Origin of the sequence: Pantoea sp. Tr-811 (assembly GCF_011752535.1) — a bacterium.
In the GTDB taxonomy this organism is placed as follows: domain Bacteria; phylum Pseudomonadota; class Gammaproteobacteria; order Pseudomonadales; family Pseudomonadaceae; genus Aquipseudomonas.
On sequence record NZ_VWXJ01000022.1, the window covers coordinates 35,344 to 50,679 of the forward strand.

General features: G+C 60.5%; 14 protein-coding genes. 10 read left to right on the forward strand and 4 right to left on the reverse strand.

Annotated elements, in window-relative coordinates; translation table 11 throughout:
- Positions 1–11: 11 nt before the first annotated feature.
- Together F3J44_RS25420 and F3J44_RS30455 are read right to left on the reverse strand one after the other, a co-directional pair.
- Positions 12–389 carry a histone-like nucleoid-structuring protein, MvaT/MvaU family gene (locus F3J44_RS25420; protein WP_167277133.1) on the reverse strand — a complete coding sequence of 126 codons (378 nt, stop codon included), beginning with the start codon at positions 387–389 and terminating at the stop codon, positions 12–14.
- 297 nt (positions 390–686) lie between these two features.
- Positions 687–941 carry an asparagine synthase-related protein gene (locus tag F3J44_RS30455; protein ID WP_370526783.1) on the reverse strand — a complete coding sequence of 85 codons (255 nt, stop codon included), beginning with the start codon at positions 939–941 and terminating at the stop codon, positions 687–689.
- 133 nt (positions 942–1,074) lie between these two features.
- On the opposite strand from F3J44_RS30455, the gene F3J44_RS25430 reads away from it, so the two are divergent.
- The gene (locus F3J44_RS25430; protein WP_370526784.1) at positions 1,075–3,459 is read left to right on the forward strand and encodes a membrane-bound PQQ-dependent dehydrogenase, glucose/quinate/shikimate family; all 2,385 of its coding nucleotides are present in this window, start codon (positions 1,075–1,077) and stop codon (positions 3,457–3,459) included.
- 183 nt (positions 3,460–3,642) lie between these two features.
- On the opposite strand, the gene F3J44_RS25435 is transcribed toward F3J44_RS25430, so the two are convergent.
- A complete protein-coding gene (locus F3J44_RS25435; protein WP_167277138.1) occupies positions 3,643–4,251 on the reverse strand; it encodes a helix-turn-helix domain-containing protein in 609 nt (202 codons plus the stop codon).
- A gap of 191 nt (positions 4,252–4,442) precedes the next feature.
- Positions 4,443–5,768, reverse strand: coding sequence for an MFS transporter (locus F3J44_RS25440; RefSeq protein ID WP_167277141.1), 1,326 nt, complete (start codon positions 5,766–5,768; stop codon positions 4,443–4,445).
- Positions 5,769–6,122: 354 nt separating this feature from the next.
- Between F3J44_RS25440 and F3J44_RS25445 the strand changes: the two genes are divergently transcribed.
- The 9 genes from F3J44_RS25445 (at position 6,123) to F3J44_RS25485 (ending at position 15,201) form a co-directional block, all read left to right on the forward strand.
- Positions 6,123–6,731 (forward strand): helix-turn-helix domain-containing protein, encoded by a 609-nt coding sequence (locus F3J44_RS25445; protein WP_167277144.1) that lies wholly within the window; start codon positions 6,123–6,125, stop codon positions 6,729–6,731.
- Positions 6,732–7,033: 302 nt separating this feature from the next.
- On the forward strand, positions 7,034–8,371 hold the full coding sequence (locus F3J44_RS25450) for an FAD-binding oxidoreductase (protein ID WP_205300182.1): 1,338 nt from the start codon (positions 7,034–7,036) through the stop codon (positions 8,369–8,371).
- Positions 8,372–8,388: 17 nt separating this feature from the next.
- Positions 8,389–9,264: a dihydrodipicolinate synthase family protein gene (locus F3J44_RS25455; RefSeq protein ID WP_167277147.1), complete on the forward strand. Its 876-nt coding sequence runs from the start codon at positions 8,389–8,391 to the stop codon at positions 9,262–9,264.
- 54 nt (positions 9,265–9,318) lie between these two features.
- Positions 9,319–10,167 (forward strand): glycine betaine ABC transporter substrate-binding protein, encoded by an 849-nt coding sequence (locus F3J44_RS25460; RefSeq protein WP_167277150.1) that lies wholly within the window; start codon positions 9,319–9,321, stop codon positions 10,165–10,167.
- A 74-nt stretch (positions 10,168–10,241) separates the two neighbouring features.
- Entirely contained in the window at positions 10,242–11,324 is a 1,083-nt protein-coding gene (locus F3J44_RS25465) for a glycine betaine/L-proline ABC transporter ATP-binding protein (protein WP_167277154.1), read from the forward strand.
- A gap of 38 nt (positions 11,325–11,362) precedes the next feature.
- On the forward strand, positions 11,363–12,202 hold the full coding sequence (locus F3J44_RS25470) for a proline/glycine betaine ABC transporter permease (protein WP_167277156.1): 840 nt from the start codon (positions 11,363–11,365) through the stop codon (positions 12,200–12,202).
- On the forward strand, positions 12,202–13,038 hold the full coding sequence (locus F3J44_RS25475; protein WP_167277159.1) for a proline/glycine betaine ABC transporter permease: 837 nt from the start codon (positions 12,202–12,204) through the stop codon (positions 13,036–13,038). Before F3J44_RS25470 ends, F3J44_RS25475 begins: the two co-directional genes overlap by 1 nt.
- A gap of 49 nt (positions 13,039–13,087) precedes the next feature.
- Positions 13,088–14,563, forward strand: a complete 1,476-nt coding sequence (locus F3J44_RS25480; RefSeq protein WP_167277163.1) for an aldehyde dehydrogenase family protein — start codon at positions 13,088–13,090, stop codon at positions 14,561–14,563.
- Between the two features lie 89 nt (positions 14,564–14,652).
- A complete protein-coding gene (locus F3J44_RS25485) occupies positions 14,653–15,201 on the forward strand; it encodes an NAD(P)H-dependent oxidoreductase (protein WP_167277166.1) in 549 nt (182 codons plus the stop codon).
- Positions 15,202–15,336 lie beyond the last annotated feature (135 nt).

Sequence of the window (15,336 nt, forward strand, 5' to 3'; positions counted from 1 at the left end):
GCTGGACACCATCAGCTCCACTGGGAAACCCAGGATTCGACCTCAAGAGGCCCATACTGGCGTTTCCACGCTTTCAGCACTTTATGGTTACCCCCCTTGGTAATGGCGACTTCGCCGGTATAGGGGTTGCGATAGTGCTTGGCTTGGCGAGGTTTTCGGGGGCGCTTGGGTTGAGGCGCAGCCAAGGGTTGCGGGCTGGGAACTACCGCGGGCAAATAGAGTGAAACAATTTTTTGCGCGCTGTAATCATAATCGGCAAGCAGGTGGCGAAGTTTTTGCTCGAACTCAAGTTCGCGCTGCAGTTTGGGGTGAACCTTGAGCGCTTCCAATGCTTGAAGCTTGCTGTTGAGTTGTTTTTCGAGGTGACGGTATTCGGCGAGCGTTGACATGATGTGTCCTAGAGGTTGAGAGCCCTCAGTGTGGCAAAGCATGAACCTGCGTCGCAAGTTCGGAAATATCTTGAAAATTGTCGGGCGGAGAAGTTGTATCTGGGTATGAAAATGCAGTGCGCCGTCGGCGTAGGGCGACGTTCTCTGGCAGGTCCGAAGTTATGGGGCGGCATTAAAATAGGGTGTTTGGAGAGGTGGGGTTTAACGTAAGGTTGCGTATATTTTTCGACAGCTGAATGTGCAGTCGATTACGCGATTGAAAAGTTAGGTGGAAATAATGAAGAGCATAATCGTGACTTATCGGGTATCGGCGGGGATGGCAGCGGGGTCATGGAACCAGCGGTAGCCCCCGAATACCTCATCTACAGCCTCGCCTGATAGCGCTACCGTGGACTGCTTACGCACTTCCTCCGAGGCCATGCGCGAGCAGGCCCCGCAAAGCCGAACGGCGCTCAAGGTCGTTGGGTGACCGAATCGTATCGCTTCGCCGAGCTGGGACAGGTGCTCAAGCGCTTGTGACGTGGCTGTAAATGGGGTGAGCGGTGCTCCCATGACGTTCGATCGAAGGGTGTCGGCTCAATAAAAAATTCAATTTAGTTTCCTTCAAAAATAAAAAAGTGTGTGAAATTATTTTTGCGATGGCAAAATGCGCCCGATTTTCCGTCAACATAAGGATCGCAACGTGGTGGATGAAGTAGTTCCTGGTCGGCTGGGGCGTGCCTGGCTCACGCTTTTGGGCCTGATCATTTTCGTGGCAGGGTTGTACTTCGCAGGCGGTGGCAGCTGGCTGGCCTGGCTGGGCGGCAGTTGGTACTTCGTACTCGCCGGCGTGTTGTTCATGATCTGCGGCGTGCAAATCGCGCGTCGGCGCTTGCTGGGTGTCGCGATCCTGACGTTCACCCTGCTGTTCACGGTGCTGTGGGCAGTATGGGAGGTCGGCTTCGAGTTCTGGCCTCTGGTGTCGCGCATCCTGGCGGTTGCCCTGATCTGGGCTGCAGTGGCGTTTTCGATGCCGCTGTTCACCCGCAAGCGCGGCATTCGCGTCACCAGCGTGGCCTTGGGCGCGGTGGCGAGCGTTGCGATCGTCGCGGCAGCCGTCAGCGCGTTCGAGCCGAAGAACATCATTCGCAACGGTACGGCGCAACAGGCAGGCGACGGCGCCGAACAAGGTTCGGACAAGGGCGACTGGCCAGCCTGGGCTGGCGATACCCACGGCACGCGTTTCTCGCGCCTGACCGATATCACCCCGGCCAACGTCAAGCAGTTGCAGGTCGCCTGGACGTCCCACACCGGTGAACCGGTGGTTGCCGGTGTCGGCGATGCCGAAGACCAGAACACCCCCTTGCAGGTGGGCGACAACCTGTACGTGTGCACCACGTTCGGCACGGTCATCTCGTTCGACATCGATTCGGGCAAGGAGAACTGGCGCTACGTTGCTGGGCGTGGCAACTCCACCTACCAGCGCTGCCGTGGCACCGCGTACTTCGATGCAACCACCGCCGGCAAGGTCGCCGATGCCCCGGGCTCGGTGCCAGGTGCAGCGATCGACGCCAGCGTCAGCCCGCAACGGCTGTTCTTCCCGACGGGCGATGGCCGCCTGATTGCACTCGATGCGCATACCGGCAAGCCGGCTGCCAACTTTGGTGACAACGGCGTGGTCGACCTCAAGGTTGGCATGGGCCTGGTCAAGCCTGGCTACTACCAGCAGTCCTCCACGCCACTGGTGGCGGGTAACCTGGTGATCGTCGGCGGTCGGGTGATCGACAACTTCGAAACCAACGAGCCGCCAGGTGTGGTGCGAGCCTACGATGCGGTATCCGGCGCGCTGGTTTGGGCGTGGGATCCGGGCAATCCGCAGGTGACCCGCGAGCCACTGTCGCCTGAGGGTTACACCCGCGGTACGCCGAACGTCTGGGTAGCGATGTCCTACGACGCCGAGCTGGGCATGGTCTACCTGCCAACCGGCAACGCCACGCCTGACTTCTATGCAGGTACCCGCACCGCAGCCGACGACCAGTACGGCTCGGCGGTAGTGGCGTTGAAGGTAGGCACCGGGCGCCCGGTATGGTCGTTCCAGACCGTTCACCACGACCTGTGGGATTTCGATGCCACCGGCCAGCCGCTGCTCTACGATGTACGCAACGCCGACGGTACGCTGACCCCGGCACTGGCAGAAACCTCGAAAACCGGCATGACCTATGTGCTCGACCGTCGCACCGGCAAGCCGTTGGTGAACATCGAGGAGCGCCCGGTACCCAAGGGCGACATGCCGGGTGAGCATTACTCGCCGACCCAGCCTTACTCGGACATGCCCAGCGTTGGCAACGAGGTGCTGACTGAAGCGGACATGTGGGGCGCGACGCCGTTCGATCAGCTGATGTGCCGCATCCTGTTCAAGTCCAGCCGCTACGACGGCATCTTCACTCCGCCAGGGCTGGACCGCGCGATCCAGTATCCAGGCTCGCTGGGTGGGGCCAACTGGGGTGGCGTGTCGTTCGACCCGACCACCAACCTGATGTTCGTCAACGACCTGCGCCTGGGCCTGTATCACTACCTGGTGCCCAAGCAGCAGTTGCCGGCCGGGCAGGGCAGCAGCGAGGGCATGGGCATCGTCAGGCAAGATGGCCTGCCGTATGGCGCCATGCGCCAGCGCTTCATGTCGCCCCTGGGTGTGCCGTGCCAGGCGCCGCCGTTCGGTACGCTGTCGGCCATCGACATGAAAACCCACAAGTTGGTCTGGCAGGTACCGGTCGGTTCGGTACAGGACACTGGCCCCCTGGGCATCGCCACCGGGCTGCAACTGCCGCTGGGCATGCCTACCCTTGGGCCGAGCCTTGCGACCCAATCGGGCCTGATCTTCTTTGCCGGCAGCCAGGACTTCTACCTGCGTGCGTTCAACAGCCATACCGGTGAAGAGGTGTGGAAATCGCGCCTGCCGGTGGGCAGCCAGAGCGGGCCGATCACCTACCGTTCGCAGAAGACCGGCAAGCAGTACGTGGTCATCTTCGCTGGCGGCGCGCCGCATTCGCCGGCGCGCGGTGACAGCGTCATCGCCTACACCTTGCCTTGACCTAGGGCGTGGCGCGGCAGGGTCCGGCTTGAGCCGGGCGCTGCCGCTGCGCCATCGGGCAGTGTCTGCTGGAACGCAGGAGCGCTACATGAAGCGTTGGCTTGCCTGCGAAGATCTGCAGCTGGATGTCGAACAGCGCAGGTAACATCACGATCCTCCGCGCAAGAGGTATTTCACTGCAAGTCAAAACGTCGGGGGGGCAATGACCCAGACCAGCACCGTCTCGCTTTCACCCGGGTTTTCCCAGCGGTAGGGCTCGTCGTAGACCCTGAAGCTGTCCCCGGTCTTGACATCGAATTGATGATCGCCCATCCAGATGCTCAACTGCCCACTGACGACGAAACCTTCCTCTACGGTGCCGCGTGTAGTGGGCGCCTCGAAGGTCGTGCCGGGTTTGATGGTGGCCAGGAACATTTCGAATTCGCCGCCAACATCAGGCGACAGCGACTCTTCCGTGAGCCCTCCGGTGGCTGGGCCAAGACGCCGGCGTGATCCAGAGCGCACGATACGGCCTACCTCTTCAGGGGGCTGTTCCTTGGATGGGAAGAACCAGTCCATGGGTACCCCGAGGGAAAACGCGATGCGCTTGAGGTCAGAAATAGGGATCTCGGCACGGCCTCGTTCAAGCTGGCTGATGAAACTGATGGAGCGTCCTGTAGCGGCCGCAATGTCGGCGAGTGTCTTGGCCCGCGCCTTGCGCAGTTTGCGGATTTCCTCACCCAGGGCAATCCGGTCGCTGTCGACGTCAGCTTCGAGGGCGCGGTGGGTTGAGGCGGTTTGATCGATTGGCATGCTGTGTCTCCTGGCGAGCTGACGATTCCCGCAACCCATAAAATGGCCCACCATAATCTTTGGTCGAAAAAATCACCATCGATTTGTTTTCAGGGTGCCCCCAGTCCTGCCGGGGTGCACTGTTCCCGGCGCGACAGCGCAGCCCGCGGGGCTGAGTGATCTCCTACAGAAATATGCGTTAAATAAGATAGTTATGGATTTTTTCCATTGAGGCTAGCGGGCGCCATGGCGAACAGCATCGCCCCGAGAAATGCACAGGCAGCCACTATATAAAGCGCCAGGTCTGTGCTGGCGGTCAGGTCCATGGTCCAGCCCACCAGCCATGGGCTGACCAGGCCAGCCAAGTTGCCCATGGAATTGATGAAGGCAACCCCGGCAGCTGCGCTGGCGCCAAGCAGCTTGGTAGGGACACTCCAGAACACCGGGAATGCCGCCATGACGCCACAGGTCGCGAGAGTCAGGCCAGTCAGCGCCACTGCGCCGTGATGGGCGAAACGCGCCGCGAGGATCAGCCCGACCATGCCCACCAGCAGTGCGACGGCCAAGTGCCAGCGGCGTTCGTTGCGTAGGTCCGAAGAGCGCCCTACGGCGATCATCACCAGGCTGGCGACCAGGTAAGGCACGGCGCTGAGCAGCCCCACGGACTGAATGTCGGAAAAGCCGGAATGCTGGATGATGGTCGGCATCCAGAACCCCAGCGCGTACTCGCCCATCTCTATGAAGAAGTACACCAGGCTGAAATACCAGACGACGGGCGAACGCAGGAATGCCAACACCGACTGGCGAGCGCCTGCCGAAGCGCTGTTGCGGGCTTGATCGCGAGCGAGTTCCAGGCGGATCAGCTGTTTTTGCTCCGCACTGAGAAACGCGGCTTCTTCAAAGCTGTTGGGCAGGCAGGGCTTGACCATGAACCCCACCGCAACGGTTGGAATTCCGTAGATCACGAACAACCACTGCCAATTTGCCAGGCCCAGTGCGCCTGCGCTCAAGGTGTTCATCACCCAACCTGAAACCGGCCCGCCAATAACGCTCGACAGCGGCGCGGCGGCCATGAACATGGCAATCACCCTGGCGCGCCGTTCACTGGGGAACCAGCGCGTGAAGAAAAAGATGACGCCAGGGAAGAAGCCTGCCTCTGCGACCCCGATCAGGAACCTGAACAGGTAGAAGCTGGCGATATCCGATGTCAGCAGCATGGCCACCGTCAACAGGCCCCAGGCGATCATCAAGGTGCCGATCCACCGTCGCGGCCCCACCCGCTCCAGAATCAAATTACTGGGCACGGCGAATACCACATAGCCAATGAAGAAAATGCCGGCGCCCAGGCCGTAGGCAGTTTCCGAAATGCTCAGGTCCTGCAGCATCTGCAGCTTGGCGAAGCTGACGTTGATGCGGGCAAAGTACGCAAGGATGTAGCAAAGGAACAGGAAGGGGATCAGTCGCCAGCTCATGCGTCGGTAGGCGGATTCGAGGATGTCAGGTGAGGCCTCGCGTGCGCTTTTTTCGGTCAGTTCCATTTCAGACCCTGCTGCTTGTTTTTGTAGGGAGGGTATCCAATCGCTTTCGCTGATTGAGGATGAACCATAGCTCGAAAAAAATTTGTGGAGAAAATTTCTTCGGTGAGCATAATCAAATGACAATTTTTATCGTTCAAGGCGCCTGGATGGCTGACACCTCCTCGGAAACTGAGCGGCTGTTTTCAAAAAAATAATTAAAAAACAACGGGTTGTAAGCGAACACGAGAGGCGGAAAGGGACGTCAAAAAAAACCAAAAAAAATTATGCAAAAATTATTTGAAGGTGCATAATCATCTTATAAAATTTTCCAGCAATTTTTTTCTGGGACTGGCTCGCAGATCCGACGAGGTTCAAATGACCGGTGAAATCGCAAGCGCAGCTGAGCGTGGAGGTGGCTTCGAGTTTCCCGAGGACCCGCTTGCATGGGGCAGGGAAATCCGCAAGCTGCGCAAGGCGCGAGGCAAAACCCTGGCTGAACTGGCCTTGGCTACCGGTCGCTCACCGAGCTTTCTCAGCCAGCTGGAGCGCGGCAATACCGAAATTTCGATTACTGATTTGAAGCGGTTGGCGGCCGCGCTCGGTGTGCCACTGGGGTGGTTCTTCACCGCCGACAGCAAGCCGCAATCGGAAGTCGGGCGTGTGGTGCGAGCGAACAGCCGGCGGCGCCTGGGTGCTTTCCTGGACGGTATTACCGAAGAACTGCTGTCGCCCGATATCGGCGGCATGTTCGAGATGTTTCTCAGCACCTTTGCAGTTGGCGCTACGCGGCCCGCCGCAGCGGCGCGGGATACCGAGGAAGAGCTCTACGTCGTCCAAGGGCAGTTCGATATCTGGATTGCCGATGACAAGTTCAGCCTCACGGCCGGTGACAGTGTCAGGATTGTGCGCGAGTCGTACCGTTGGGTGAATACCGGCGATACCGAAGTGGTTGTAGTTTGGGTGATCGCGCCGCCCACCTATTGAAATACCGTCGTACTTCGATAACACGATCCGGAGGTCGAAAAAGCAAAGCCTGATTACGTTCCATTTTTGGAATGGCGGGTGCGTGCACCCTGGAATTGACCAGGCTAATTAATCAAAAGCTGAAAACAAGAACAATAACGGCGCTTGATGTTCTGCCCTGAAATAAAGCGCTGGTGGGTAAGTGCAAACAACAAGGGCCCTGACGGGACGGGCCTCTATAAATTGCCTGCTGATGGAACAAGCGCCAACGCTTGTTCACGAGATGTCCAAACGACGGTTTTCTTATTTCAGGAGATTCAAAGTTGGCTTCCTTATCTAACAAGCGTATCGATGTTACGCCGCCGCAAGTCGAACCGACCGATTCCGGCTGGTACCTGGCCTCCGGCCCCGACCTTCCACTGAACCCGCTTTACGGCAACGTCACCTGCGAGTGCCTGGTAATCGGTGCCGGCTGGATGGGCCTGCATGCCGCACGCCGTTACGCCGAGCTCAACCCCCAGGCCCAGGTATTGCTGGTTGATGCCGGGCGCATCGGCAACAACGCTTCGGGCCGCTGCATGGGCTTTGCCATCGACCTGGCCCACAACCCACGCAAGCGCGACTTCGTCGAAGACCTCAAGGGCAACCAGGAAGAGCTGCATGTGAACCTGGAAGGCACCAATTACCTCAAGAGCGCGGTCGAGGCAGGCGTTGATTGCGACTGGGACCCCCAGGGCAAGTACCACAGTGCTGCAACCGCGGCGGGTGTGGATGACCTGGTGCAGTTTTCCAAGGCACTGGATCTGATGGGGCAGCAGTACAGCTGGGTCGAAGCCGATGGCATGCGCGAGCTGACCGGCAGCCGGCACTACATCAAGGCGCTGCACCACCCTGGCACGGTGCTGATCCAGCCTGCCAAGTACCTGAAGAACGCCGCGCGGATGTTGCCCAAGAACGTCAAGGTGCATGAAAACACCATCGTGCGCTCGGCCCAGTTCGGCAAGCCTCACCATGTGTTCGAAACCCAGAACGGGGTGATTCACGCCAAGAAGGTGATCATCTGCGCCTCGGGCTACCTGAACAACTTCGGCTTCTACAAGAACAGTGCGATCCCGGTGTACACCTTCGCCAGCATGACCCGCGTGCTCACCGACAAGGAACTGGCCAAGTGCGGCGAGGGCCCGTTCGGCCTGATCCCGGCCAACAGTTTCGGCACCACCGTCAGGCGCACCAACGACAACCGGCTGTTCTTTCGCAACGTTTATTCCTACGCGAAAAAGTACAAGACCACGGTCGAGGATGTGGCCCAGGCCAGTGTTCACCAACAAGTGTCGTTCGAACGCCGTTACCCGGAGCTGGCCTCGATGGGCTTCGTGTCCAGCTGGGGCGGCCTGCTGACCCTGTCGCAGAACGGCGGAATGATCTGGGGCGAGTTGGGCGAAAACGTCTACGGCACCGGTATCTGCAACGGCACGGGCGTTTCCCGCGGCACGGGGTTTGGCAAGGCACTGGCGGAGCTGGCCTCGGGCCTCAACTCCACCACGATTGAAATTCTCAAACGGCGTAAAGCCCCGTCGCGGGCCTACCCGGAAATCATCACCTCGCTGGGTGTGAAGTACGTCACCGGGCGTCGGTTCAAAGAAGCTGGTCAAGAAATCTAAAAACAGGAGAAGTGGCAATGGCAAATCTGATTGGTATCAACCTTGCGATGCAAACCACCTTCAACGACCGTGGTGAAGTCGACTACAACGCCTACGAGACGCTGATCGAGCAGTACATCGAAGCGGGCGTTCACGGCCTGGTACTGGGTGCCGGCAGCGGCCAGCACCCATACCTCACCGAAGCCGAATGCAACAAGCTGTACGAGATCGGCATCAAGCGCATCAATGGCCGCGTCAATGTCATTTGCCAAACGTCCGCGCTCAACGTCGATGAAGTCATCCGCCGTTCCCGCCATGCAGAGAAAGCCGGCGCCGATGCGCTGATGATCCTGCCACCGTACTTCGAAGGCCCAACCGACGACGACGGCCTGTTCGCGTTCTACCGCGAAATCGATGCAGCCGTGAGCATCGACATCGTGGGCTACAACATCCCGCAATCGACCCAGATTTCGGTATCGCCCGAGTTGCTGTCGCGCCTGCAGGAATTGAAGAACTTCAACTACATCAAGGACAGCGGTGGTGACTTCACCATCCACCAGCAGTACATCCAGAGCGGCGGCGGCGTGCTCAACGGCTGCGACACCATTGCCCTGTATGCCTTCCTGGCCGGCACCAAGGGCGCCATCTGGGGTGCGGCGAACTACATGCCGCGCGAAACCGTGCAACTGTTCAACTTCGTTCAGGAGAAACAGTACGAAGAAGCCCTGGCGCTGTGGAACAAGATGCTGCCATCGCTGCTGCTGATCCAGACCACCAACTACATCCCGTCCGTGCTCTACGCCGCCCACCTGCGCGGTTTCGGCACCGGCAACCTGCGCAGGCCGCAACGTGCGATCTCCGAGCAGGAAGCCACGGTGCTCAAAGCCGCCTTGCAACCGCTGCTGAACGGCTGAGCCTGCAGGCTGGAAAAACAATAAAGCGGTACTTTGCAGAATCCGGAGATGGCCATGCGTGTTTTCTACAGATTGTTTGCAGTCCTTGCTTTTATCGTTTTCTCAAGCCTCGCGAATGCCGATGAAAAGGTCATAAAGATCGGGGCGATGGTCTATGAAGATGTCCAGGCCATCTCCCTCATCAGCAAGCATTTTCTTGAGCAAGAGAATTACAAGGTTGAAGTGGTGAACTTCTCCGAGACGGGCATTGCGTACAGCGCGTTGGCCCGCGGTGATGTCGACTTGCTGGTTTCGATGATCAATTACGTCGCCTACGACTATTGGACAAAGAACAAGCAGCGGCTGGAGAAAGTGTCGGTCGTGTCCCATGGCTTGCTTCAAGGGATCGCGGTGCCTGACTACATGGCGATCAACTCGGTTGAAGAGTTGAACACGGTCAAGGACCAGACCGGCGGCAAGGTGATCGGTATCGAGCCTGGGTCTGGGCTGATGCGCGAGGTGGGCGATGCGGTGAAGACGTATGGCCTGCAGTACGACGTGGTCGATGGCAGCACCGCTGCCATGGCTGCCCAGCTGCAGTCGGCGTTGGAGCGCAAGCAACCGATTGCCGTGGCCTTGTGGAAGCCGTCGTGGATGGCCGAGCGCTACAACGTGAAGTCCCTGGAAGATCCAAAACATGTCTTCGCCCCGCCGCAGACGTACTACTGGATTGCCAAGAAGGGCTTCTCGGCCGGCAACCCGGGCCTGCGTGAAGCGGTAGCCAGCATCTATGTGCCAATCGATGACATCACCCGTATGACCGGTGCAGTCAAGGGTGGTGCCACGATGGAACAGGCCGTGGATACCTGGTGGAAGGACAATCAGCCCCTCGCCGGAAAGTGGGCGCAGATGTCGAGCAAGTGATGCAACCCGGCCGGGCGCCTCGCTGGCACCCGGCCGGTAACAAGAATAATCAACTTCCGGATAGGCCTATGAACATGATTACTCGACCCACTCATGTGGCGGCATCCCCGATTGTGGAATGCCGTGGTGTATGGAAGATTTTTGGCAACCAAAGCCCTGCAGCTGTCGATGCTGCAAAACGGTTCACCGAAGGCAAGGATGCGTTGCTCGACAAGCACGGTTCGGTGGTGGCAGTGGCGGATGCGACGTTCTCGGTGAACGAAGGTGAAACCTTCTGCATCATCGGTTTGTCAGGCAGCGGCAAGTCGACGCTGATTCGCCACTTCAACCGGCTGATCGACCCCACCTGCGGTGAAGTGCTCATCCATGGTCGGGATATCTGCAGGATGACCCCCGCCGAGCTGCGCGACCTGCGTTCACGCAAGATCGGCATGGTGTTCCAGAACGTGGCACTGCTGCCTTATCGCACGGTGCTGCAGAACGTCGTGTTGCCCCTGGAAGTGCAGGGCATGAACAAGCAGGAAGCCTTGCGCAAGGGCCAGGATGCGCTGGACAAAGTGGGCCTGGGCAACTGGGCCAATCGCTACCCCCAGGAGCTGTCTGGCGGCATGCAGCAACGGGTGGGCATTGCCCGGGCGCTGGCCGCCGACCCTGACGTGCTGTTGATGGACGAGCCGTTCAGCGCGCTCGACCCCTTGATTCGCAAGCAGTTGCAGGTCGAATTCAAGAAGCTCTCCACCGACCTGCGCAAAACCACCATTTTCATTACCCACGACATCGATGAAGCGATCCGTATCGGTGACCGCATCGCGATCATGAAAGAGGGGCGGATGATCCAGGTCGGCACGCCCGAGGAGGTGGTGCTCAACCCGGCGGACGACTACGTGGCCAGCTTCATGGAAGGTATCTCGCGGCTGAAGTTGCTCAAGGCGTACTCGATGCTCAAGCGCATCGACAACCACGACCTTGCCCAATTCGGCGGTCGTTCGTTGGACGCACTGGTCAGCGTCAACATCGATGCCGACCTTGAAACCTTGATCGACATTGCCGTGGGCAAGTGCGAAGAAGTGGTCGCGATCAAGGAACATGGTCGAATCGTCGGAACGGTCTGCCGCGAAACCCTGCTCAGGGCGGTGCGCGGGCTTGACCTGGCATAACTCATGGCAACTGCAACGGGTTATGGGAGGAAACGTTCATGACTGCAATCATCGATACATTTGATTCGACCATCGACACATCGCTGGCGTGGTTGATCGACGAAGGTGCCGGGTTCTTCAACGCCATGAGCACGGCCATGGACAGCGCCTATGGGGCGATCAACACGCTGCTGATGTTCGCGCCGTGGTGGGCGGTTGTGCTGGTGGTGGCGCTGATCGGCTGGCGGGTCGTGGGGCTGTTGTTCGCGGCCACTGCGGTTGCCGGTTTATGGCTGTGCCAGGCGATGGGCTTGTGGACCGAAACCATGGCAACCCTGACCTTGGTGTTCAGTTCAACGCTGCTGGCCTTGCTCATCGCCATTCCGGCGGGGGTGGTGGTGGGGCTGTCGGCCAGGTGGAAGCACGGCGCCGAGCTGGTGCTGGACTTCATCCAGACGATGCCCCCCTACATCTTCCTGCTGCCGGGTATCGCCTTGCTGGGCTATGGCCCTGCCACGGCGATCTGGGCCACGTGCCTGGTGGCCATTCCACCGGCGCTGCGCCTCACCGCCCACGGCGTGTTCATGACCCCGGTGCAGTATTGCGAGCTGGGTTCGGCGGTGGGAATGAAAACGGCCTCGCAGGTCATGAAGATTCGCCTGCCGTTTGCCATCCCGTCGATCCTGGCGGGCATCAACCAAAGCCTGATGCTCAGTTTTGGCATGGTGGTGATTGCCGGTATCGCAGGGTCCGGTGGCCTGGGGCAAACCATCTACGAGGCGGTGCGAACCCTGAAGATCGACCTGGCGGTGAACGCCGGGATCGCCATCGTCATCCTGACCATTGTGCTTGACCGCATTTCCCAGGCCATGTGCACCACCGAAAAAGGAGCCGCGTGATGGACATCAGCGTATCGCCAGGCTCTGCCGTGGCGCCGTTCCTGTCTTACCTGAACAGCAACTTTCACGCCGTCTTCATGGCGATAGCGCAGTTCTTCGATGTGTTCATCAGTGCCATTGTCACGGTGTTGAACCTGGCCTCGGCGCCTGTCGTCATCGCTGCCTTGTCAGTGCTGTGCGCACTGATTGCCGGCTGGCGCGTCGGGCTGATGACGCTCGGCGGGCTGGCCTGCTGCCTGGCGCTTGGCATGTGGCAGCCAGCGGTGAACACCATCGCGCTGATCGCCGTGGCGGTGGCGTTCTCGCTGTCGATCGGCATCGTCCTTGGCGTGCTGCTGTCGCGCAGCGAGCGCCTGAAGGCTGGCGCCCGGCCGATCCTGGACGTGATGCAGACCATGCCGCCCTGGGTGTACCTGGTGCCTGCCGTGGTGCTGTTCGGGCTCGGGGCGGTTCCGGCGTTGCTGGCCACGATCATCTTCGGCATCCCGCCGATGATCCGCCTGACCATCCTGGCCATGAACCAGATCCCCAGCAACCGCCTGGAACTCGGCGCGGCGATCGGCGCCCGGCCACGGGAAATCTTCTGGAAGATCGAGCTGCCCTCGGCATTGCCGACCCTGCTGGTTGGGGTCAACCAATGCGTGCTGCTGTCGTTGGCGATGGTGGTACTGGCAGGCCTGGTCGGCGCCGGTGGCCTGGGCTCGGAGGTCACACGCGGGCTCAGCCGCATGGAGTTCGGGCTTGGCGTGCGGGCCAGCCTGGCCATCGTGATTCTTGCGCTGATCATTGACCGGGTGTGCCGCGGCACCGTTCCGGCACGTTTCCTCAAGCATTGATTGGCACCCGCAGTAGCAGTCGTTCATACACACGAAATTGGGAGTAAGCATGCGCACTCAACTTTACATCGATGGTCAATGGGCCGATCCCGTCAGCAAGGGCACCCTGGATGTCATCAACCCGGCCACCGAGGAAGTCATCCACGCCATTCCCAAAGGGGGCGCGCAAGACATCGACCTGGCGGTGCGCGCGGCGCGCCGGGCCTTCGACCAGGATGGCTGGCCGCAAACCACCGGCGCGCAGCGTGCGGTGTACCTGCGGCGTATCGCCGAGCTGATCCGTGAACGTTCCGAGGAATTGGCCAGGCTTGAAGTGCTGGACAACGGCAAGCCGCTGCCTGAAGCCCGTTGGGACATTGGCGATGCGGCGGGGTGCTTCGATTTCTACGCAGGCCTGGCTGAGCAACTGGACAGCGACAGCAGCGCCGACCTGGCGATTTCCGACGACCGTTTCCGCACCAAGGTGGTGAAAGAAGCCGTGGGCGTAGTGGGCGGGATCATCCCGTGGAACTACCCGCTGCTGATGGCGGCCTGGAAGGTCGCCCCGGCGTTGGCCGCTGGCTGCACCATCGTGCTCAAACCGGCCGAGAACACCTCGCTCACTGCCCTGGAACTGGCGGCGATTGCGCAGCAGGCCGAGCTGCCTGCCGGTGTGCTGAACATCGTCACTGGCCTGGGCGGCGAGGCCGGGCAGGCGCTGGTGACGCACCCGCAGGTAGACAAGCTGGCCTTCACCGGCTCCGGCAAGATCGGCTCGCACATCATGGCCGAGGCCGCCAAGGACATCAAACGGGTGAGCCTGGAGCTGGGCGGCAAGTCGCCGCTGCTGGTGTTCGACGATGCCGACATCGAGAACGCGGTCGAGTGGATCATGTTCGGCATCTTCTGGAACCAGGGCCAGGTCTGCTCGGCCACCTCCCGGGTGCTGGTGCAGGAGGGCGTGTACGACAAGCTGCTCGCGCGCCTGACCGAGGAGGCCCGCAAGATCACCATCGGCGACGGCCTGGAGCAGGGCGTTTTGCTCGGCCCGCTGGTTTCCCGGCAGCAATACGACCAGGTCAACGCGGCAGTGGTGCGTGCCCAGGAAGACGGTGCCCAGGTGGTGACCGGCGGCGCTCGCCCGGCCGCGCTGGGCAAGGGCTACTACTTCCAGCCCACCATCCTCACCGAAGTACCGCTGAGCAGCCACGCCTGGAAGGAAGAGATCTTCGGCCCAGTGGTTTGCGTGCGCCGCTTCGCCACCGAGCAAGAGGCCGTGGCGCTGGCCAATGACAGCCGCTACGGCCTGGCCGCTGCGGTGATGACCACCGATGCCGAGCGTTCGGAGCGCGTGGCCCAGGCCCTGCGTGCCGGCATCGTCTGGATCAACTGCTCGCAGCCGACCTTCACCGAAGCGCCTTGGGGTGGCTACAAGCAGTCCGGCATCGGCCGCGAACTCGGCAAGTGGGGCCTGGAAAACTACCTGGAAACCAAGCAGATCACCGCCTACACCAGCAACGATGCATGGGGCTGGTACATCAAGTAAGTGGCCCGGCTCGATGGCCGCGTGGCGGCCATCGAGCTTGCCCGAATACAACGCAGTCAGCCGTTTTGCGGTAGGCAAGGAGGTAGATTTTGGCAAAGACATTGGTAGTGGTCGCACACCCGGACCTTTCCAGCTCGCGCATCAATGCCGCCTGGTACAACGCCCTGCAAGGGCAGCCGGGGGTTACGGTGGTCGACCTGTACGGGCGTTACCCGGATGGCAAGATCGACATCGCCGCCGAGCAGCAACTGATCGAGGCCCATGAGCGCATCGTCCTGCAGTTCCCGATGCAGTGGTACAACTGCCCGGCGCTGCTCAAGCAGTGGATCGACGATGTGTTCGCCGACGGCTGGGCCTACGGCAGCGGCAAGGCGGTGGCCGGCAAGACGCTGAGCATCGCCGTTTCGACTTGGTCGAAGGCCTCGGATTACCAAACGCAGGGGCGCTACGGGCGCACGCTCGAAGAGCTCACCAGCCCGTTCGAGGTGCTGGCGTTTCGTATCGACATGCACTACCGCCCCGGGTATTTCCTCAGCGGCATTGGTGATATTGGCGACGACGCCCTGCGCGACAACGCCGAACAGTACCGGCACTACATCACAGCGTTTGAATACCAGTACAGCGTTGACATGGCCTGACCGCCGGGCGCTGCCAGCACCACGCCAATGCTGGGTAACACGTTTGACTGATTGAACCACTTGATTAGCCTGCCGGGCGCGCCCGCGATTGAAAAGGGCGCGGGCGCCTGCAGCCATAAGAACAATGGAGGGTGT